At 41.7% G+C, this 20,728-nt stretch carries 21 protein-coding genes; 19 read left to right on the top strand and 2 right to left on the bottom strand.

The annotated features are described in order from the left end of the window. The first annotated feature begins 25 nt into the window (after positions 1 to 25). The 9 genes from NST85_RS25060 (at position 26) to NST85_RS25020 (ending at position 8,560) form a co-directional block, all read left to right on the top strand. Complete coding sequence (locus tag NST85_RS25060; protein ID WP_341190706.1) at positions 26 to 2,875, top strand: phage tail protein; 2,850 nt, start codon at positions 26 to 28, stop codon at positions 2,873 to 2,875. Between the two features lie 9 nt (positions 2,876 to 2,884). Beyond that, entirely contained in the window at positions 2,885 to 3,256 is a 372-nt protein-coding gene (locus NST85_RS25055; protein WP_341190705.1) for a DUF6711 family protein, read from the top strand. Positions 3,257 to 3,260: 4 nt separating this feature from the next. After that, positions 3,261 to 5,288 carry a polymer-forming cytoskeletal protein gene (locus tag NST85_RS25050; RefSeq protein WP_341190704.1) on the top strand — a complete coding sequence of 676 codons (2,028 nt, stop codon included), beginning with the start codon at positions 3,261 to 3,263 and terminating at the stop codon, positions 5,286 to 5,288. After that, the gene (locus NST85_RS25045) at positions 5,233 to 5,916 is read left to right on the top strand and encodes a copper amine oxidase (protein ID WP_341190703.1); all 684 of its coding nucleotides are present in this window, start codon (positions 5,233 to 5,235) and stop codon (positions 5,914 to 5,916) included. The genes NST85_RS25050 and NST85_RS25045 overlap by 56 nt, the downstream gene beginning before the upstream one ends. A 66-nt stretch (positions 5,917 to 5,982) precedes the next feature. Beyond that, on the top strand, positions 5,983 to 6,372 hold the full coding sequence (locus NST85_RS25040) for a hypothetical protein (protein ID WP_341190702.1): 390 nt from the start codon (positions 5,983 to 5,985) through the stop codon (positions 6,370 to 6,372). A 236-nt stretch (positions 6,373 to 6,608) separates the two neighbouring features. After that, on the top strand, positions 6,609 to 6,824 hold the full coding sequence (locus NST85_RS25035) for a hypothetical protein (protein WP_341190701.1): 216 nt from the start codon (positions 6,609 to 6,611) through the stop codon (positions 6,822 to 6,824). Further along, the gene (locus NST85_RS25030) at positions 6,790 to 8,055 is read left to right on the top strand and encodes a pyocin knob domain-containing protein (RefSeq protein ID WP_341190700.1); all 1,266 of its coding nucleotides are present in this window, start codon (positions 6,790 to 6,792) and stop codon (positions 8,053 to 8,055) included. Before NST85_RS25035 ends, NST85_RS25030 begins: the two co-directional genes overlap by 35 nt. Positions 8,056 to 8,067: 12 nt before the next feature. Beyond that, positions 8,068 to 8,418, top strand: a complete 351-nt coding sequence (locus NST85_RS25025; protein WP_341190699.1) for a hypothetical protein — start codon at positions 8,068 to 8,070, stop codon at positions 8,416 to 8,418. A 1-nt stretch (position 8,419) separates the two neighbouring features. Then, entirely contained in the window at positions 8,420 to 8,560 is a 141-nt protein-coding gene (locus NST85_RS25020; RefSeq protein ID WP_341190698.1) for an XkdX family protein, read from the top strand. A gap of 45 nt (positions 8,561 to 8,605) precedes the next feature. On the opposite strand, the gene NST85_RS25015 is transcribed toward NST85_RS25020, so the two are convergent. After that, entirely contained in the window at positions 8,606 to 8,767 is a 162-nt protein-coding gene (locus NST85_RS25015; RefSeq protein WP_341190697.1) for a ribbon-helix-helix domain-containing protein, read from the bottom strand. A gap of 108 nt (positions 8,768 to 8,875) precedes the next feature. Between NST85_RS25015 and xerA the strand changes: the two genes are divergently transcribed. The 5 genes from xerA (at position 8,876) to NST85_RS24990 (ending at position 12,630) form a co-directional block, all read left to right on the top strand. Beyond that, positions 8,876 to 9,865 (top strand): site-specific tyrosine recombinase/integron integrase, encoded by a 990-nt coding sequence (gene xerA, locus NST85_RS25010; RefSeq protein ID WP_341190696.1) that lies wholly within the window; start codon positions 8,876 to 8,878, stop codon positions 9,863 to 9,865. Between the two features lie 92 nt (positions 9,866 to 9,957). Then, positions 9,958 to 10,419, top strand: a complete 462-nt coding sequence (locus NST85_RS25005; protein ID WP_341190695.1) for a phage holin family protein — start codon at positions 9,958 to 9,960, stop codon at positions 10,417 to 10,419. Beyond that, on the top strand, positions 10,416 to 11,144 hold the full coding sequence (locus NST85_RS25000) for an N-acetylmuramoyl-L-alanine amidase (protein ID WP_341190694.1): 729 nt from the start codon (positions 10,416 to 10,418) through the stop codon (positions 11,142 to 11,144). Before NST85_RS25005 ends, NST85_RS25000 begins: the two co-directional genes overlap by 4 nt. Positions 11,145 to 11,581: 437 nt before the next feature. Next, positions 11,582 to 12,226 carry a Panacea domain-containing protein gene (locus tag NST85_RS24995; RefSeq protein ID WP_341191167.1) on the top strand — a complete coding sequence of 215 codons (645 nt, stop codon included), beginning with the start codon at positions 11,582 to 11,584 and terminating at the stop codon, positions 12,224 to 12,226. Between the two features lie 2 nt (positions 12,227 to 12,228). Next, the gene (locus NST85_RS24990; RefSeq protein ID WP_341190693.1) at positions 12,229 to 12,630 is read left to right on the top strand and encodes a hypothetical protein; all 402 of its coding nucleotides are present in this window, start codon (positions 12,229 to 12,231) and stop codon (positions 12,628 to 12,630) included. Positions 12,631 to 12,760: 130 nt separating this feature from the next. On the opposite strand, the gene NST85_RS24985 is transcribed toward NST85_RS24990, so the two are convergent. Continuing rightward, positions 12,761 to 13,126, bottom strand: coding sequence for a hypothetical protein (locus NST85_RS24985; RefSeq protein WP_341190692.1), 366 nt, complete (start codon positions 13,124 to 13,126; stop codon positions 12,761 to 12,763). A gap of 750 nt (positions 13,127 to 13,876) precedes the next feature. Between NST85_RS24985 and ppc the strand changes: the two genes are divergently transcribed. The 5 genes from ppc (at position 13,877) to NST85_RS24960 (ending at position 20,669) form a co-directional block, all read left to right on the top strand. Continuing rightward, entirely contained in the window at positions 13,877 to 16,672 is a 2,796-nt protein-coding gene (ppc, locus tag NST85_RS24980; protein WP_341190691.1) for a phosphoenolpyruvate carboxylase, read from the top strand. Between the two features lie 219 nt (positions 16,673 to 16,891). Beyond that, positions 16,892 to 17,464 carry an RNA polymerase sigma factor SigW gene (sigW, locus tag NST85_RS24975; protein ID WP_211350187.1) on the top strand — a complete coding sequence of 191 codons (573 nt, stop codon included), beginning with the start codon at positions 16,892 to 16,894 and terminating at the stop codon, positions 17,462 to 17,464. A gap of 135 nt (positions 17,465 to 17,599) precedes the next feature. Beyond that, the gene (locus NST85_RS24970) at positions 17,600 to 18,217 is read left to right on the top strand and encodes a zf-HC2 domain-containing protein (RefSeq protein WP_127193614.1); all 618 of its coding nucleotides are present in this window, start codon (positions 17,600 to 17,602) and stop codon (positions 18,215 to 18,217) included. Between the two features lie 285 nt (positions 18,218 to 18,502). Continuing rightward, on the top strand, positions 18,503 to 19,330 hold the full coding sequence (cdaA, locus tag NST85_RS24965; protein ID WP_127193613.1) for a diadenylate cyclase CdaA: 828 nt from the start codon (positions 18,503 to 18,505) through the stop codon (positions 19,328 to 19,330). After that, positions 19,323 to 20,669: a CdaR family protein gene (locus tag NST85_RS24960; protein WP_341190690.1), complete on the top strand. Its 1,347-nt coding sequence runs from the start codon at positions 19,323 to 19,325 to the stop codon at positions 20,667 to 20,669. The genes cdaA and NST85_RS24960 overlap by 8 nt, the downstream gene beginning before the upstream one ends. Positions 20,670 to 20,728 lie beyond the last annotated feature (59 nt).

Here is a 20,728-nt window from a genome sequence, read left to right as displayed (position 1 = left end):
ATTTGTCTGGCGAGGGGGTGAACATATGTCAGATGAAACAGTCGGCACAGTCAGTTTAGGACTGGAGCTTGTAGGCGGTAACGATCTTACCAAGCAGATTACAGCTGCTGCTGGAACAATAGGCGGTCAGTTGACTAAGTCATTACAGTCTACCTTTGGAGGATTCAGTCTAAAAGGATTTGCTGGGAATATATCGCAGACTCTAAAATCAACGACTGAAACGGCCATGAAGGGCATCATCACAGGTATGGAGGAATCGGTATCCGCTGCAGAGGGGCGGCTACTTAAAACCGTATCAGTTACTAACGATGCCATGCTGAAATCTATTAATGATAATAAGGCGGCTGCTGAAAGTGCGATCGACAGCGTGGCGGCTAAGCTTGGCACGCTAAAGGCACCGTCATTTTTTAAAGGATTAGTACCCAATATGCAACCGGCTGCAGCCGCCGCAGCTAACCCAAATGTGACAGCACCTAAAACAGCAGTGACAAAGGTTAAGCCAGAGATTGACACGGAAGCTGTAAAGGCTCAGATTAGCGGATTGACGGACGTATTGGACAACGTTAACGCCCGGATCGAAATACAGAAACGGAAACTAAGCGATCTGAAAGAGGCATACGCTAACACTTTCAATGATACGCAGAAGAACGCACTGCAAGAGAAGATTGTTAACACCGAGGCCACACTGTTACGACTAACTAATACGAGTGACAAGACCGCAAAAAAGATGTGGGATCTAGAAGACAGTCTTAAGAATGTAGGGCAAGCCGCACAGGCTGTAGAACAACCAGTCGCCAAATTGGGAAGTAAGTTGGTTCAGACCAATAAGCCTTTAAAATCCACAAGTGGGAACCTGAAACAAGCGGCAAAGGCAGCAACAAATACTGGAGCAGCGATGGACGGCGCTGGAAAAAAAGCTGGCGGGATGGGTAACTCCTTTACTCGTGCTTTTGCTCGTATCCTTAAACAGGTATTTGTCTTTGCTGTGTTGTATAAGGCCATCCGGGGATTTGGGGAGTATCTTAATAGCTCTCTTAAAACTAATGCCCAGTATGCTGCGTCTCTCAATGCGATCAAAACCAATCTAGCGGTGGCGTTTTCACCAATCTATCAAGCCATACTCCCGGCTCTCAATGCGTTAATGGCTGGTCTAGCTAAGATCACAGCCTATATTGCTGCTTTTATTAGCGCCTTATTTGGTAAGACATATCAACAGTCCTATCAAGCTGCTAAGGGAATTGAATCAGCAAAGAAAGCCATGGCGGGGTACGGTGGAGCCGCGAAGAAAGCAGGTAAGGAAGCCAAGGGCGCTCTTGCTGGATTTGATGATCTTAACACTCTTGACTTCGCAGGCCCTGACGATGCGGGAGCAGATGCCGCTGGGGGCGGAGCTGGTGAAGGCTTTGAGATGGCTACGCCTGATATGGACATTACAGGGATACAAGGGAAAATGGATACTTTGGCAGCTGGTATCAAATCCACATTTGATAAGGCGTGGGGTGGTGTTAAACAGGGGTGGGACTGGGTAGTATCAACATTTGGACCATCATTTCAGACTGCTTGGGGTGAGATTTCTCCTGTACTAGATCGATGGAAAGAGCAATTCAAAAAAATGTTTGATGATGTAATGACATTAGGTGAGCCCTTAAAGAACTGGATCAATAACGATTTGGTACCTATGTGGCAAAATGGCATTCAATTGGTAGGGCACATATGGGCTGGGCTTGGCGATAGTTTGCAAAAGGTCGTATCTAGTATATGGGAAGCGGTATTCCCTATCATTGATAAGTTTGTGACGGAGGGATTGCCTCGACTCACAGAGTTTCTTACAGGTGTACAGGAAATATTACGTAAGCTTTTTGATCTAGTTAAAGAAATATTTGATGACATTTGGAGAGATGCTATCGACCCCGCTATGCAACTTGTGTCAAAGATCATTAGAGATGTTCTAGATATCATTTTTGATTGGTGGGACGAGTGGGGGAAGAAAATTGTCGATGGTATAAAAGAGGCATTAGATAATATCAAAAAGCTTTGGAATAACCTATGGGATAACTTCCTCAAGCCTTTTATTACTAATATGCTTGATATGCTCACACAGCTTTGGGACAAACATCTTAAAGGACTTGTCGAAGAGATCGGTAAATTTGTGGGGAAGTTGGTTACAGCTGCATTAGATATTTTCAACAAATTTATTATGCCGATAGTCAATTACCTCGTCGAAAAGCTGGGGCCTACATTCAGTAATATTTTTTCCTTTATCGGTGATGTTGTGGGTACCGTTGTAGGTGTCATTGCCGATGTACTAAAAGGCTTGATCAAGTCGTTAGGTGGCGTAATCGACTTTATAGCTGGGGTATTTACAGGAGACTGGGAGAAAGCATGGAACGGCATAAAAGACTTCATGGAGGGGCTAAAGGATGCCATAGTTGGTATCTTTAAAGGTGCGATAAACCTAATCATTGATGTAATTAACTTCATGGTTCGCCAAATAAACAAAATAAAAGTCGACGTTCCGGACTGGATGGCTAAGTTAGCCGGAATTGAGGGGGGGACTATTGGGTTTAACATCCCTACTATTCCGAAGCTGGCTAAAGGCGGCTTAGCCTATGGACCAACACTTGCTATGGTCGGAGACAACAAAGGAGCTAGTGCCGATCCAGAGGTAATTAGTCCATTGTCTACACTCCAAGATATGCTTGGGTCTAGCAATCAGGCTGTAGTCGAAGCGATCATGATGCTCTACGATGCATTAATCAATAAGGGCGACAAGGAGACAATATTGAAAATAGGTGAAGCAGAGTTCGGGCGCATGGCGGCCCGGGCTATTGGTAGTGCGGAGCGTCAGGCTGGGCGTGCGCTGTTCGCCAGATAGGAGGGCACTATGGGTTTAGATTTTAGAATTAACAGACAGGAGACTGGAGATTACCCCTCGCCTTCTTCTCTAACTGTCACAGTACTGGATTTAGATGACGGTGAATCATCTGTTAGAACAGCTGATGGTTCTTTAAATCGTGATCGGATTGCGGTTAAACGGCAAATTGAGGCGACTTGGGGAATGCTCAGATGGTCTGAAATGTCGGCTTTGTATAAGGAAATGGAAGATGTGTTCTTTCCTGTAACTTATCCCGATCCCATGACAGGCAAATATGAGACCAAGACCTTTTATGTAGGTAACCGTCCCGCACCATTCGCCGTTGCCAAAGGATCGGAAATTATGTGGAACGGGTTGAAAGTAACCCTAACGGAGAAGTGATGCTATGTATCCAATATCACCGATATTTGCCGATTATCTAAAACGGCATGATAAGCAGTATATTGTTAAGGCGGTTATTGACGGTACCGAGTATAGCAGCGCTAGTATCGTTGAGTTTAGTATTGAGAACGTAATGGCTGGCGGCGAAGAATTTGAGATCGGGACGGCAAACCCGTCCAAATTGACTATAAAGCTTCGTCTACCTGATGCGATCAAACCTAATGCTAAAATTATCCCTTATCTGTCGTTGTCGCTGGATAGCATGAATTGGCTTGAAGCCGTATACCCGTGGGAGCAAATGGATATACCCTGGACGGCAGGAGCAACTGAGTGGCTACCATTAGGGGAGTTTTATGTAGATAGTCGAGAGAAGATCAATGACGTTTGGACATATATCTGTTGCGACAAGTTGATTACTACCGAGGTAGCCTATATCTCTCAACTTAATTACCCAGCAACTCAAAAAGCCGTGTTTGATGAGATATGTAACCGGATAGGTCTTGTCTATGACAGCAGCGTAGTTATTAATCCTAACTACAAAATTCAGGCGGGGCCAGCCGGTTATAGTTGCAGACAGGTCCTTGCTTATATTGCAGGGGCTAATAGCGCTAGTATCTTTATGGGCAAGGATGGCGTCATGCGATTCAAACGGTTCAGCGCTTCGGCTCCTGCCGTATTCGAGATGACAACAGCCGATTATATTCGGGTTAAGCAAACCAATCCAGTTAAGACCTATACTCGAATCGTGGTCACCTACAATACGGAAGACAAGCTTACCTTTGAGGCAGGAACTGGTGATGATAACCACACACTTTACCTTGAAAATCCGTTTATGACGCAAAGCATGGTTAATGCGTTGTTTGTGTCTTTGAATGGCTTATCTTATCTACCGCTTACAATGGACTCCCGTGGTTTTCCTCAACTCGACCAGGGAGATATGATCGGCTTCGAACAGCGTGAAGGTGGTAGCTGGATTGATACCAATACGCCATGGCAGGAGATGAATATTCCCTGGGATGGCATTATGAGGTATACATCTTTCATCTTACGGCAGACATACAGTTTTAAAGGCGGCCTTACCCATAAAATCGAAGCTCCATCAACCTCAGAGCAGCAAAGCGAATTCGCTCTTGAAGGGTCGCTTACCCAGCAGGTGAACAAGCTCAACGAAAATGCAATTCGCTATGGGAAGCCATACTTTGGGATTACTCACTCACGCACTGAGGGTATTGTCGTTGAAAGAGAAGACCATAAAAGTAAGCTAACACTTAACTCCGATGTGATGGACTGGAGAGTAAACGGTCAATCTAGCTTGTATTATGATGCACAGGCAAATAAGTTAAAGTATACAGGACACCTTGAGGCGGCCACTGGTACGTTTAGCGGAGATCTTAAGGCGGCCGGAGGCACATTTACTGGAACTTTACAGGGTGTTGACGGTACATTCAGTGGTAACTTATCAGCAGCAGGCGGTACCTTTACGGGGACTTTAGTTGGTGTTGATGGTAATTTCTCGGGGACCATCACGGCATCTACTATTACTGGCGGTACGATAAACGGAACTAATATAAACGGTAGTACTATTACCGGTGGTACATTACGGACCGCTGAAACAGGTCGCAGGATCGAGATAGATTATCGAGGTTGGCGGTCACTAGACGACAATAACGTAGAGCGTATATCTATCAACTATAATAACTCTGCTGGTATGGGTGGAATATCGTGGTTTAATTCTTCTCGAATTTTAATGGGTGAATTGTACGCCTCGGGTGATAGTTTCTCTCTAATTGGTCAAAGGGATATGTTGATACGGTCTATGAGTGGTTCTTTGCATATGCAGGGAAATATAGACTTTTCTTTTGCAACAGTTTATGGACTAAACATAAGTAAAATAGCAGGATTGCAGCAAGAATTAAACTCGTTAAGAAGTCTGATTAATAATCACACTCACACTGTTAATATCGGAACCCATAACCATGGCAGAACCGAAAACCAAAACTGGGGTGGAACCTTTGCCACATCAACTCCGTAATGGTAGTATTAGGGTAAATATACCAACGGAGGTAGAGGAATCTATGAAAAAGTTTGCTTACATGGCAGGAGCGTTTATCCTTGGGATTGTGGTCGCTTCTTCTGCTGGAACTGTTTCGGCACAGGTTAAGAGTTTAATAGGTCAAAAGGTGACTGGTGAGTATGCTGTGGTTATTAATGGTAGGGAACTCGCTGATAAAGGGGCTGTTATAGATGGTAAGACCAACGGACCTATTAGAGCGATTAGTGATGCCATCGGCGGCACATTGAGTGTAGATAACCAAAAGAAGGTGATTAATATTACAACAAATAGCAACGCCGTTGGCACAGGAACAACTGAGCAACAAAGTACGGGACCTGTTGTTGGTAATGAGTATATCGGACAGCCCAAAGCTTCACTCGAAAAGATTAAGGCAGGGCTGGAAAATGACATTCTAGCGCCTACGATTAAAGGAAGAGACGAAATCAAAGCTGGGATTGAACAGCTAAAGGCTTCAAATGGTGGGGAGTTGACTCAAAAGACTATTGAATCAGCGGAGAAAAACTTGGCTACCTACGAAGCTGACATTGAGAAATACACCAAACAGCTCGAACAAGTCAACGAAGCCCTAAAGCTTCTTGAAAAATAACACGACACTACATTAGGTCTCGCTTATGGCGGGGCCTTTTATTATGCCATGAAAGGGTGAAGGAAGATGCATTCATTAGAAATCAAGGATAGATCAATTTATCTGGACGGCGTTCCGCTGAAGGGGGTTATTGATTACAAGCTTGAGGATTCTGTTAATCACGGTGCTCAACTTTTAGTAACGTTATTGGTGGACACTGTGAAGGTACTACCTCCGATGATAGGAGCTACCAAAGAGGCTGATGGTCCCGAAGTCATTTCACCATTATCAAAGCTGGAGGAAATGACTGGATGTCAAACGAGGTACTACGGAATTACTGCCGATAAAACGAATGGCGGTCTCGCTGAACAAATCCGTCAGATAGTGAGAGAGGAAATAGCCGCTCATGAAGAACGGCTAAACAAAACATGGAAACCATTGATACCAAGCTCGTATCAACCCGATACTCAGGATTGACGAGTACTTTGATAAGCGTGGACAAGTTCTTTGCTGATCTCATTGAATTTTTCTAAAAATTCTTTTGGTGACAGCGATTGGATATCATAGTTCTTTTCCAAATATAAGAGAGCTAACTGGTCTATGCGATTTTCGAAGCTAGACAATATTAAAACCTCCCTTCTATCGATTATAGGACATCAATCCTACATTTCGACATTTTGGGAGGTCTTTCCTTTAGAAAGAAGGTGATAACCTTGGCACACATACAACCAGTAGTAAAAGTAGAACTTGATCCACTTAACCCAGTTCCTGAAATATGCGCGGTAATTATGGCCGTGACTCCTTACCATCATGGGCAAGAAGAAGCTATTTTGCTTGGTGTTAAAGAGGCTATAGAGCAGCGATTAGCACAGCTTAAGAAAGGGGATGAAGTGCATGGCGAATCGGTTCGCGAACCTGGTCGGAAGTAAGAAAATAAGTGAAGACTTTAATAATATCAACATTGGATTTGACCGTGTACAGTCTGAAATGGACACTGGTGACGCTATTGCAGCTAACCATATAGCCAATGCCAATATCCATGTTACTGCAGCTAAGAAGGCAGAATGGGACGGTAAGGCGCCGGGCAGCACGGCAACAGACCTGACAACCCATAAAGCGGATCAGGTAGCACACATGACAAAAGCCCAGCATGATAAATTGGACGGCATAGAAGACAACGCACAGGTCAATCAAAACGCATTTTCTCGGGTGAATGACATTGCCGCTGTAGATCCATCGTCACATTTTTATATTGTTGGTGGTTTGGGGATCACTGTCACCACGAACCCACTTAGCGGAGAGGTAACTGTAACCGCTACGGGTGAAGCGGCTCCAGGGGCACACGGTGAGACACACACTGAGCATGGGGCGGATCCAATCCCTAATGCAACGATTACCGAGGGAGGCTTGTTGTCTGCTGCTAGGTTGGCTGAGATCGTCGCACATGGTGAATTGTTAGAAGAACATGCGACGGCTATTACGGTCTTGGAAGAAGGGGTGAATGATTTAGCAGGAGCAGGGCGTACTACTGAAACCGTGAAAGGTAACGCCGAGGATATCATTGCTGTTAATGCGCAGTTGGCGGATATTGCGAATAGTGGATTTGTTGGTACGTTTAAACCAATACCCGTGTTTACGGATTTTAACAACCTAACTACACCTGGGACATATCACGGGGTATTAAACGTTGCATACCTCCACGAGCCTATATATCCTAGTGCAGGAGCAAGACGTGTAACTATTATAGTAGAGGCTGATCCCAGTGGTTTTTTTAAGCAAAGGATTATATATAATGCGGGGGTTAATGCAAATAGTGAGTATTTTAGAGTATTTGATGCACCAAATTGGAGTGATTGGTCGCAGGTACTTATAACCGGTAGTAATCCGGCGAGTATAACCGATAATGGTTATCAAAAACTAGCTAGTGGACTTATCTTACAATGGGGCACTCTTGTTAATGCCGCCAGCGCTGTCGCTACTCACCCTTTATTCCCGTTAACTTATCCTAATAAGTGCCTACATGCATCAGCTGTCGTGGATATATCAGGTGTAAGTTTCGGCCCAGTCGCAAACGTGTTTTCTATAACAAACTCACAACTTGGTATTGCTCACAACGCCACTGGCAACAAAAACATTATGTGGTTTTCAATTGGATACTAGGGAGGGATCAATTTGAAATTTTTTGCACAATTAAACGACTTGGGCAAGCCGACAGCCTTTTACAACGATGACATACACGCAGAGATCCCGGAGGATGCTGTAGAAATTAGCGTAGATGATTGGCAATCATGCATCAGCGAGCAGGGTAGGTATAAATTTGTTGACGGCAAGTTGATTGATCGCGATCAGCAAGAAATTGACGATGATGCCGTATCTGTCCCGATGGAGCCTAGCGTGATTGATGAGTTAATAGCGGAAAACGCTGAGTTATGGTATGAAAGTATGCTTCAATCAGCAAAATTCGAAGCGAATGAAACTGAAATATCGGCATTATGGTACGAAGTCATGATGGGAGGTATGTAAAATGGTGTGGTTTAATCGGATAAAGAAATTCTATGATGCGAATCTATGGACTAAGCAAATGGTCGCCGATGGAGTCACCGCTGGAAAAATCACAGCGGAGCAGTACGCGGAGATCACGGACGATCCTTATATGACGGAGTAGGACGAAACTGTTCACTAGAAGCGTCACAAATAAAGAGCTTTCGGATCACTCCGAGAGCTCTTTATTTAGTCCCTTTTGTACAAGATCTCTAATAGCTTCATTTCTGTTTTTCATTTTATTATCATGCCAATATTTTTCTATTTCCTCTAATGTATCATTCGGAAACGTGACTAAGATTTGTGTGTTTTTTGTTTTATCAACAGCCACAATATCAACTCCTCAAAAGTATTATAGGTTATATAACTTATAGTTGACAATAGGAATGTATGTTTGTATATTAGTTATATAAGTTATATAACTAAGGAGTTGGACGCTATGAATGTTGCCGAACAAATGGTATCGGAAATAGTTACTATTATTGATTTAGAATATCCATTAGCGGAAGTAGAGTCTTTAAAAGTTAAATTAAGTTATGTTGTTTCAAAATATCAAGTATCTAGTGTGACGTTAGAAACATGCCAAAACGACATAAAGGAAAAGTCAGAGCTGTTTCTGTCTGCTAAAAGACTTGAAGGATTAAGCGAATTAACACTTGCTGGTTATAAGTTAGAATTGAATATATTCGCAAAGATGGTTGAGTTAAGAGTTGTTGATGTAACCACTAATCATATCCGCTCATTTCTAGGTAGCTTCAAACATTTAAAGATGAGTTCTATATCTAAGAAGTTATCAGTATTGAAAAGTTTTTTTGGTTGGCTAACATCAGAAGAGTTTATCCAACGAGACCCTACAAAGAAAATAAAACCACCTAAGAAAGAGAAGAGGTTGCCTAAGGCGCTTTCCATTGAAGAGTTGGAGATGTTAAGAGAAGCATGTAAAACAGTTAGGCAGAGAGCGTTTGTAGAAGTTTTATATGCAACAGGATGCCGATTGTCCGAAGTACACGATATGGATCGCAAAGACATAAATGTTCAATCATTAGGATGTAATGTGATCGGGAATGGCAACAAGGAACGTGAAGTATATTTTAGCTTCAAGGCCATGTTCCATGTTAGGAAATACCTATTGTCGCGGGATGATGACGAGGAAGCTCTAATGGTCACCGAAAGAAGGCCATATCGTAGACTTTCGCAAAGGGGGATACAACGTGAAATAGGAATAATTGCTAAGAACGCAGGTATCGAAAAAAAAGTTAGTCCTCATACTTTACGACATACATTTGCGACGTTGACGTTGAATAACGGAGCTGACATATCAACAGTTCAGGCATTATTAGGACATGAGAACCCTGCCACAACAATGATTTATGCAAGCGTATCTGAATACCGCAAGCGTGAACAACATAAAAAATATTTAGTGCAATAATCAGATATACGACACGCTCAATCGGGCGTGTTTTTGTTTTACCCCCGGAGCATACCTGGGGGCTATTTTATTTAGAGAAATGGGGAAATGAAATGCTGAGTCAAGTCAAAACGTTTGGTGTTACAGTAGTAACCGCTGCGATTGGGGCATCGGGAAAAGAATCTATTACCGGGAGTATTTTAGGGGCTATGTTATTGGCGGCAACGTTGCTAGGTGGTTGGGATAAGCCGCTTCAAATCTTGTTGGCCTTGATGATTGCAGACTATGTAACTGGGGTACTAGGGGCGTTTAAGACTAAGACAGTCAATTCAGATGTGATGTTTTGGGGTGGGATAAGAAAGATTACCGTCCTGTTCGTGGTGGGATTATCCGTTCTTATTGATAGTTGGATTAGTCCAGGATCGTTAGTGTTTCGCACTCTAGCCATTTATTTTTACGCTGGACGTGAAGGTTTATCTGTTGTTGAAAATTTAGGTGTAATCGGTGTTTACCTACCGCCTAAGTTAAAAGAGTACCTGGAGCAGCTTAATGAGAAAGGTGAGGTTACAAAATGAAGAAAGTATTCATAGATGCAGGACATGGCGGCACAGATCCCGGAGCAGTTGGTAATGGATTAAAAGAAAAGGACATCGCCCTTGCGGTGTCTCTAGCGATTAAGAAGCGGCTGGAATCTGAGTATGAAGGTGTGCAGGTAATCCTCTCACGTAGTACCGATGTGTTTCCTAGCCTAACAGCACGAACAAACGCCGCTAATAAAGCGGGTTCTGACATCTTGGTATCGATCCATTGTAATGCCGCCGGTGGCGCAGGCGGCTTTGAGACGTTTCGTTATACATCGGCTTCGGCTGCATCGTCAGCTCTTCAAAACGTCTTGCATACGGAGATTATGGCACAATTAAAACCGTACGGTGTAAACGATAGAGGGCTGAAATCTAAGGACCTTCATATGTGCAGGGAGAGTAAAATGCCGGCTGTACTGACCGAGAACCTATTTATAGATGTGGTGAGTGATGCGGCTAAGCTTAAGCGAGATGACGTTATCGAGGCTATTGTTAGTGGTCATGTCTCAGGGATTGCTAAATACTTAGGGCTTAAGAAGAAGGAAGTTGTACCAGTGCCCAACTCAGACAAGGTTACTGTAATCGTAAACGGCAAACAGATTGCAGATGGTAAATTAGTAGACGGCGTTACTCTGGTACCTCTACGTGCCGTTGGTGAGGCGTTAGGCGCAAAGGTAGGATGGGATAATAAAACCAAAACAGCAACGATAACGAAGTAGTTTACAACATATTCCAAATAGATTATATTATTAGTAACATATACGGACGCGCCGTTGTGCAATCCGATAGCATCGGTAAAGCCCTGAGAACTTAATTGTTCTTGGGGCTTTTTATATTGTCCTGTTAACGTCCCGATTAAGTCCCTCATATCTTAATGCAATACTGTATACACAATATATATGATTCCGTTATTAATGCATTCATTTTATTCCTTTTTTGGTAACAAAAATGTTCATTTTGGGTACAAAAGCACCATTTTTGTATACAAAATTACACGATCGTGTAATAATAAAGGTAACATTTATCAAACGTTCGTTCTGATTTTTTATTTAATTTGGTAAATTGTGTACATAAACTAATGGTAGAGCGAATGTATGGTTTTTATGGATGTAAGTTCTGATTATCGCATTATTTGAGAATGGAGGTGAAAAGCTTGATGAATTCAGTTGATGTTGCGAAATGGTTCATTGTAAATAATCACGATGTTACGAGCGAATCATGGGATAGCAAAATCAAGTTACAAAAACTCATTTTTTATTCTCAAGCAATGCACTTAGCGAAAGCTGAAGAACCATTATTTCCAGATAAAATTGAAGCATGGAGATATGGACCTGTGGTGAGAGAAGTTAACAGACAGGTTGAACATGAACATTTAATACCTACAGTTAACTTTCAAGGAGCCAATTTTGATTGTGTAGATTCAGATATAATTCATCTTTTGAAAACCGTCAATTTTATTTATGGACACAAGACAAGTCATGAACTGGTTGGTTTGACGCATTCAGAGGAGCCTTGGAAAGCATTAGAAGAAAAAGCATTACGAGCTGAAAATCCAGTAATTACTCTTGATTCCATTCGGTCATATTATAGACCGTTAAAGGAGATATTTGAAGCTCATAAAGATTTTGACTTTGATTCTCATAAGGTTGAGTTTATTAATGGAAATCGTTTCGTTTATAATTATAAAGAAACCTCTTTGACCGATGTTGATAAAGAAGAACTTTGGGGATTTGGTTTTGAAGAAACAAGTGGTTCATTTTTTATTTACAAGGATGAAGAGGGAGAATTGGTGGTTTATTAACTATGGAATATTGCTTTGGAACAATATTTATGAGAAAAGGTATTAAGTTCAAAGATGGTGGACCTGATTTGAGAAGGTTTGGTCATCCAACTATAACAACTTTTGATTTGGGATATACTGATAGTCATGTATATTTTTTAACGGCAACTAGCGAAGTGGATATTTATCCATCAAAAGAAAACGAGTATTACTTGGCGGCCTCAACGCGAGAGGGTCTTAAAAAACCATCTCTTATTAATTTGAAGTTTATTTATAAAGTTCCACATACATTTCAGCGTGAAATAGGTTGTTTGCCTGAATCGCAATTTTATGAAATGGTAAATAAATTCGTTGATTATCAATCGAAATTTCCTGACGAGTACTATTCAGAAGTATATGATAAAATTTTCAGCCTTATTAATTAATGTTTAGATATCACTAATTGCACTAATACATACATTGGTAAAGCCCACTAACCTATATGAACTGCCTTCAAGGTATCAGTTCTATATGGTCGGTGGGCTTTTTTTTGTTAAGGAAAATTTTCCTTACGGTTTATTTGATCATTCCCATATTTCGCATTTTCTTTTTGATATCATTTAAACGTCGATTTTGCTCAATTTTATCAATGTTCAATTGTTCTGGATTTGCACTAATATTAAGTAAGCTTACCTTCAATAGATGACATTTTGTTTTGCCTATTCCACGTGAATTCTTAATGTCGATCCATGATGAATTAATGATATCACCAATGGTTATATAACCAGCCATTCGTAGAGCTTTGATTAACATGCTTGCAGTCCTATTAGTTTCATGATCTGCCAAAGCTGCTTTCAAGGCGTAAATTGGTAACGCTTCGTATGATTCCTCAATTGGAAACTCTATTCTTAGTTGGGACGATGAATTAAAGTCTATAGGCATGATTACGTCACTCCCACTGGTAGTATATGGACAGCATACCACGGTTACATATAAGGGGATAATTGAAATTTTCAAAAGAACAATATATGTGAAGTCCAGTGTGAATGAATTAATTGAATATAAAGACCATAAAATCCCCGGGGATTGATATACCCGGGGGAGTGAGTTAAAATGTGTTATATTCTTTGGCGACTTTTTGGTGACCGAGGACAATGAAACGTGTGATAATTTGTTCTAATTTAGAACATACTAAAAAATCACTTCCTTTATATATACGTTAATTTTGGTCACGTGATGTAGGTTGTTATAATACAGCGGTCAGCCTTCCAAGCTGATAGCGTGGGTTCGATTCCCATCACCCGCTTTTATGTATAACAGTAACATCATCTGACACGATGATGTTTTTTGTTATAATTTTTTCGTATTCCACAAACCTTGCAATTCACCGCTTCACCGTGTTAGAGTTAATGGAAGGTCGTTTTGCCATAATTGCAATATAGAAATAAGTGCATAAATATTAATTTATACTTCAATGATGCGACGGGTCAATTCCTTTTAGAAAAAGGTGGAAAATAGGTTATCGGCGATTCGAATTATGCGAACTATTGAATAATAAATCATTAGACTTCATTGTTTTTTTGCTGAATATCTGAAGTTTTTACAAATAAAGTGAAGATTTTCAGGGGAGTTTATTGTATTATGTTAAGAAGGCTTTAGAAAGACGGTAAAGGGACGAAATGGGGGAGAAATATGACTGAATTAACGGTAACCGCAGGAAAGAGCAACTCCAATAACCTGCTTCGACGCGACATTCGTTTTTTGGGCAATATTCTAGGAGAGGTCCTTGTCCATCAAGGCGGTAATGAACTCTTGGATATTGTCGAGAAGATTCGTGAAGCGAGTAAGTCACTGAGGGCTGTATTTTTACCCGAACTATATGAAGAGTTCAAAGCGATGATCAATTCTCTTGAACCCGGGATTCGTCACCAAGTTATTCGAGCATTTGCGATTTATTTTCAATTAGTAAATATTGCTGAGCAAAATCACCGAATTCGTCGAAAGAGGGATTATGAACGTTCAGCAGGGGAAAGTGTACAGCTAGGCACTCTTGAAGCCTCTGTAAAGGATTTGAAGGACCGAGGATTTACTTTTGTAGAAGCTCAAGAGATATTGGAAGGGATGTCACTAGAACTTGTTATGACAGCCCACCCGACGGAAGCTATGCGACGGGCCATTCTAGATATTCACAAGCGGATCGCTGATGATGTTATGCAACTTGATAATCCTACCCTTACTTTCCGTGAACGGGAGCAACTAAGAGAAAAACTTCTTAATGAAGTAATTACTCTCTGGCAGACGGATGAACTACGTGATCGTAAGCCAACAGTACTTGATGAAGTGCGCAATGGGATGTATTACTTTCACGAGACGCTATTCCATGTGCTTCCTGAGGTATATCAGGAATTAGAACGTTGTCTTAGCAAGTATTACCCAGAGCATTTGTGGCATGTACCGACGTATTTGCGCTTTGGTTCGTGGATTGGAGGAGACCGAGATGGTAACCCGTCTGTAACCTCTGATATTACTTGGGAGACCTTGCGGATGCAACGGAAGCTAGCTGTACGTGAATATCAGCGTATTCTGTCGGAATTATTCAAACACCTCAGTTTCAGTACAACGATTGTTGATGTGACAGATGAGTTGTTGGCATCGATTCAAAAGGACCGCTTACAGGTTACATTGAACAAAACACCTAAGTGGAACAACGAGAAAGAACCATACCGTGTAAAGCTGACATATATGACAGAGAAGTTGCACAATCTTCTGGATGAATCGAAAAAGGATACTGAGGAACGGTATTCTGATGTGAGTGGTTTGATTGAGGATTTGAAAATTATAGATCGTAGTCTACGTCATCACTATGCTGACTATGTAGCCAATACGCATATTAAGAAGTTAGTTCGTCAAGTGGAGTTGTTCGGATTCCATACAGCCACATTAGATATTCGCCAGCACAGCCAAGAGCATGAAAATGCGATGACTGAGATTTTGGCTAATATGAATATTGTAAGTAATTACGCTGAGCTGCAAGAGGAAGAAAAAGTGAAGCTGTTAGAGCGATTATTGAATGATCCTCGCCCACTGACTTCGTCTCATCAGGAATACAGCGAGAGCACGTCGGAATGTCTTGAGGTATATCGGACCGTGTTCAAAGCGCAACAGGAATTCGGGAAGAAGTGTATAACTAGCTACCTTATAAGCATGGCAGAAGCAGCTAGTGATGTTCTTGAGGTCATGGTCTTCTCTAAAGAAGTAGGCTTGTTCTATAAAGAAGCAGATGGTACGGTAGTATGTACGTTGCAATCCGTGCCGTTATTTGAGACGATCGATGACTTACATGAAGCTCCAGAGATTATGCGCCAACTGTTTAGTATGCCAATCTACCGTCAATCTGTAGCAGCTATGAATGATCTCCAGGAGATCATGCTTGGTTATTCAGATAGTAATAAAGATGGTGGTGTGGTTACCGCTAACTGGGAACTACGTGTTGCAATGAAACAAATTACAGCTGCGGCAAATGAGTTTGGTGTGAAGTTGAAATTCTTCCACGGACGTGGAGGAGCACTGGGACGCGGAGGAATGCCGCTTAACCGTAGTATTCTCGTTCAGGCTCCACAGACGATTGGCGGCGGAATCAAAATTACGGAGCAGGGTGAAGTGATCTCTTCTCGCTATTCACTCAAGGGTATTGCTTATCGTAGTTTAGAGAATGCGACATCGGCGTTAATTACCGCAGCCATTCAAGCGAGGCTTAATCAAGGGTATGATTCGGATGAAGAGAAGTGGGAGGAGATCATTGCAGACATCTCTGAAACTTCGCTTAATAAGTATCAGGACTTAGTATTCCGTGAGCCAGACTTCTTGAAGTTCTTCAAGGAATCAACACCTCTTCTTGAGGTTGGCGAGTTGAATATTGGATCGAGACCATCCAAACGTAAGAATAGTGATCGTTTCGAAGATTTGCGTGCTATTCCATGGGTGTTCGCTTGGACCCAAAGCCGTTATTTATTCCCAGCTTGGTACGCAGCAGGGACAGGGTTAAACGAATTCTATCAGAATAATGAAGAGAACATGAAGGTTCTTCAAGATATGTATGAGAACTTTTCGTTCTTCCGTTCGCTTATCGATACGCTACAGTTCGCAATTGTAAAGGCTGACCTAACTATTGCCAAGGAATATGCCAATATGTGTAGCGATGAAGTGGTTCAAAATCGGATTTTCGAACAGATTGAGGAAGAGTTCCATTTGACGAAAGCTATGATTCTAAAAATCACAGGCCTTACTGAGATTTTGGATAATGCTCCTGCCTTACAGGAGTCGATTCGTCAGCGTAATCCTTATGTAGATCCGTTAAGTTATTTACAAGTTCAATTACTGGCTGAACTTCGTGAGATCCGTGAACAGGGGCAGGATGATCCAATCCTACTTCGAGAGGTACTACTTACGATTAATGGCATTGCAGCAGGTCTCCGGAATACGGGCTGATATAAGAACGATTATATAAGATGACAGGAGCAAGCCGGATCCTTATACAGAGGACTCGGCTTGTTTTTTCCAATTCTATTGCATTTTAGAGGGACTTGATTTAACATTTGAATGAAGTGCTTACGTCTGGGTGTAACTGGTTGAAAAACCAGGCCACAAGATGACCGGACAAGCTGGGTGTATGAATGAAGCCCGTCCATATGATATGGGGGAAATTCAATGGTGGAACATTTTGAAGCGAGAGTGGTGAAGCTAGCCCGAAAGGGTGACCAGGGAGCTTTTGCCGAACTCGTGGATTTATATAAGGACAAGATATTTCATTTAGGTTATCGGATGTTATCCAATCGTCATGAGGCGGAGGATATCGTGCAAGAAACGTTCCTACGGGTGTATAAGAATTGGGAGCGGTATGATGAAAAACAGAAGTTTTCTACTTGGATTTATCGTATTGCGACTAATTTATGTATTGATCAATTACGTAAGCGTAAGCCGAATTATTATCTTGACGCTGAAATGAATGATCAAGAAGGTATGGATGGATACACACTTATTCCTGGTGATGATAGAACACCTGAGACGGAATATTTAGTATCAGAGACACAGCAGATGATACATCATGCAATCGAAGGGCTACCTGTAAAATACAAATCGGTTATTATTTTAAGATATTTGCAGGAGCTGTCGTTACAAGAAATCGGTGAAGTACTTGATATGCCGGTAACTACGGTCAAGACGCGTGTTCACAGAGGGCGTGAATTTTTGCGTAAAAAGTTGGAGAATAAAGTATTATAGTCTCCTATACTTTGGAATCCTTCTGTCTTTTTTTTTGTGAAACGTATTATATGTTGGAACGTATTGTAGGTAGGACGACTTTTCTATACTGTATAGTTAGTTTCCCATAGATTGATACTGAAAGGATTGGCTGATATGGATTGCAAACAAGCATCCTCATTAATGCATGATTATCTGGATGACGATTCGTCTACTGCGCAGAATATTGAGCTTAAGAATCATCTTCAGGGATGTCCGTCGTGTCACATGCAATTTAAGGAGCTCGAGCAAACAGAAATGATGTTGTTTGCTACAATCAAGCATAGCACCTTTTCGGCTTCAGATGATTTGGTGGATCGTATTCTTGGTAAGATCCCGAGTCAACGTAAACAACAGGATTGGGCTAAATGGATTAAGAGACACCCGGCGATAACAGCTGCAGCAGTATTCCTTTTTGTTATGCTAATCAGCATGGTTTCATTCTGGGATAGTGATGAACAACTTGTTGTGAAGGGTGTAGACCTTGACCAGGTGATTATAAATGGAAACACCGTGACGGTACCAAGTGGAACTACGATTGCAGGGAATCTGACTGTAGAGAACGGTAAAGCTGAAATCTACGGTGAGGTACAAGGCAATCTTACGGTAATTGATGGGTCTTACTTTCAGGCCTCAACAGCTAAGATATCAGGACATGTTAAGAGCATCGACCAAGCATTGGACTGGATCTGGTACAGGATTACCAATACGTTTACAGAAGTCGCCTACAGGTAATGATTTATAATGGAAGGTATGATTCGGCGCTCCCCTTCGGGAATTTGGGCGCTTTTTTATTGAATTTCAAGGAAATTTTTTCATGTATAGGGTAAAGTTTCAAAAAAAGCAGGCAACACTTGCATCTGACTTCCGAACGTTATAACCTAGAGTTTAAGGGGAACATATAGAGACAAGTTGAATGCGTATGATTTCATACAGAAACTGAACCATTTGGCTTGAGCAGTACATAGCGTTTCTTAATTAAAGTTGACTTGTAATAGGGGAACAATTGGGGGTTGCACCATGAACTATTTGGCAAATCTGACGTGGCAGGATTACATTAAAGATGCCGTTGATATACTGATCGTTAGCTATATTATTTACCATTTGATTCTGCTTGTTAGGGGTACAAGGGCGGTTCAACTACTTAAAGGTATCCTAGTTCTGATTGTAATCTGGGCAGTAAGTACATTGTTTGACTTGTACACATTGAAGTGGCTGATGAACCAAATGTTTACCTTTGGTGTTCTCGCCATATTCATTATATTTCAGCCTGAGCTTAGACGAGCCTTGGAACAACTTGGCCGTGGTAAGTTATTTGGGAGAAATACGGCTGATGAGGAAGAGTTTAGTCGAGAAGTCGGCGAGATTATTAAAGCCATTAATTATTTAGCACGTAGAAAGATTGGGGCGTTAATTGTCTTTGAGCGGGATACGGGACTTAATGAATATACCGAATCTGGAATTCCAGTTCAATCTGTTATTACCTCACAGCTGTTGATAAATATCTTTATTCCGAATACACCACTTCATGATGGTGCAGTTATAATACAAGATCATAAAATTTCCGCAGCTGCTTGTTATTTACCGTTATCGGAAAACCCTTTTATCAGCAAAGAGTTGGGTACAAGACACAGAGCTGCGATCGGGATCAGCGAAGTGGGCGATGCTATCTCAATTGTTGTATCTGAGGAGACCGGTCAAATCTCGCTTGCAGTTGATGGACAAGTTGTTCGTGACATCAATGAGGAGTCACTGATTTCTAAGTTGTATATTGAACTTGGACCAAATTCCGCTGAAAATGAGAAAAAGCCTTTCTGGAGAAAGTGGGGGGCTAAGAAGCATGGATAAATGGCTAAGTCACAACAATTTCGCGAAAGTGATCGCGCTTATTTTCAGTGTGATTTTGTGGGCGATGGTTCATTTGGATAGTGGGACTCCAGTGCCTCCTACGACATCGGTTCCCACGAAGTTTATCGAAAATGTGCAAATTCAAATGGTTGGTTTTGATGAGGATAAGTATGTGCTCTATGTAGAACCGGATAAGGTTAACATAGAAGTGAGGGGAAAACGTACGGATATTACCACTAATTTTACTGATTATAAAGTTAAACTGGACTTATCACATGTGAAACCGGGAACGATGACGCTCCCATTGACTACTGAGCTTCCTCCTGGAGTACAACTTGTATCGATGGACCCTTCCTATGTGAACGTAACGATTGAGGCCAAGATAACGAAGGAGGTTCCCGTAAGCATCGTGACCAAAGGAACGCTGGCTGCTGGTCTGCAAATGGGAAGCCCTGTAGTAGCCAAAGAAGGTTTAGTTAAAGTGACTCTACCAGAGAGTGAGATCGAGGAACTGGACAAAGTACAAGGGATAGTCGATATTACTGGTTTAGAGGAAACATTGAAAGGCAAGGCAGTGAAGTTAGTCGCATATAATAAACAAGGGCAAGAAATGAGTCATGCTGAAATATCTCCTGCATCTATTGAGGTTGATATACCTATTAATAAATTGTATAAGAGTGTCCCTCTGGAGGTTAAGGCTACAGGTCAACTTCCTGATGGATACATTCTAGCTAGCATTGAGAAAAGTGTTGAAGGAGTGGCTCTCTACGGATCGAAAGAAGCTTTGGATGGAGTTGATACTCATACCGTTACTGTAGACTTGAATCAGTTTGAGGAAGGAACTGAGATGAAGTATACAGTTAACTTGACGCCTCCTGAAGGTTTTGAGAAAATCGAACCAAGTACTGTATCGGTTACTGTGAAGGTTGAACCTGTCCAACAGAAACTGGTGAACAGTATTCCTATTACTTTATTAAATATGGGAGAGAAGTTTTCTGCCAAATTTATTTCGCCTGTAGAAGACAAAATTTCTTTGACTGTTCTAGGGTCCGAAGTACATCTTGCAGAACTCAAACCGGGTGATATCACGGTGACAGCTGACTTAAGTAATCTTGGAGTAGGGATACACAAGATACCACTTGAGGTTAAGTTGCCTCGATATATAGAACTTGCGGATAAGTCCCTATATGTGGAGATTGAGCTGACCGACAAATCAAATCCAACGGTGACGGTACCGGTACCAGAAGATCCACCAGAGGACACAGGGAATGACGAAACTCTTCCTCCTCCTACCGAGGAGAATCCTACTGAAGGTAGCACAAATAATAATGGTGGCTAGTAGCAATAGTCTAGCCACTTTTTGAACACGAAAATGATGGATTGATTGTAAAGCTTCTA

It is taken from the genome of Paenibacillus sp. FSL K6-2524 (assembly GCF_038005525.1).
Classification (GTDB): Bacteria; Bacillota; Bacilli; order Paenibacillales; family Paenibacillaceae; genus Fontibacillus; species Fontibacillus anaericanus.
This window is presented reverse-complemented; position numbering and strand designations above follow the sequence as displayed.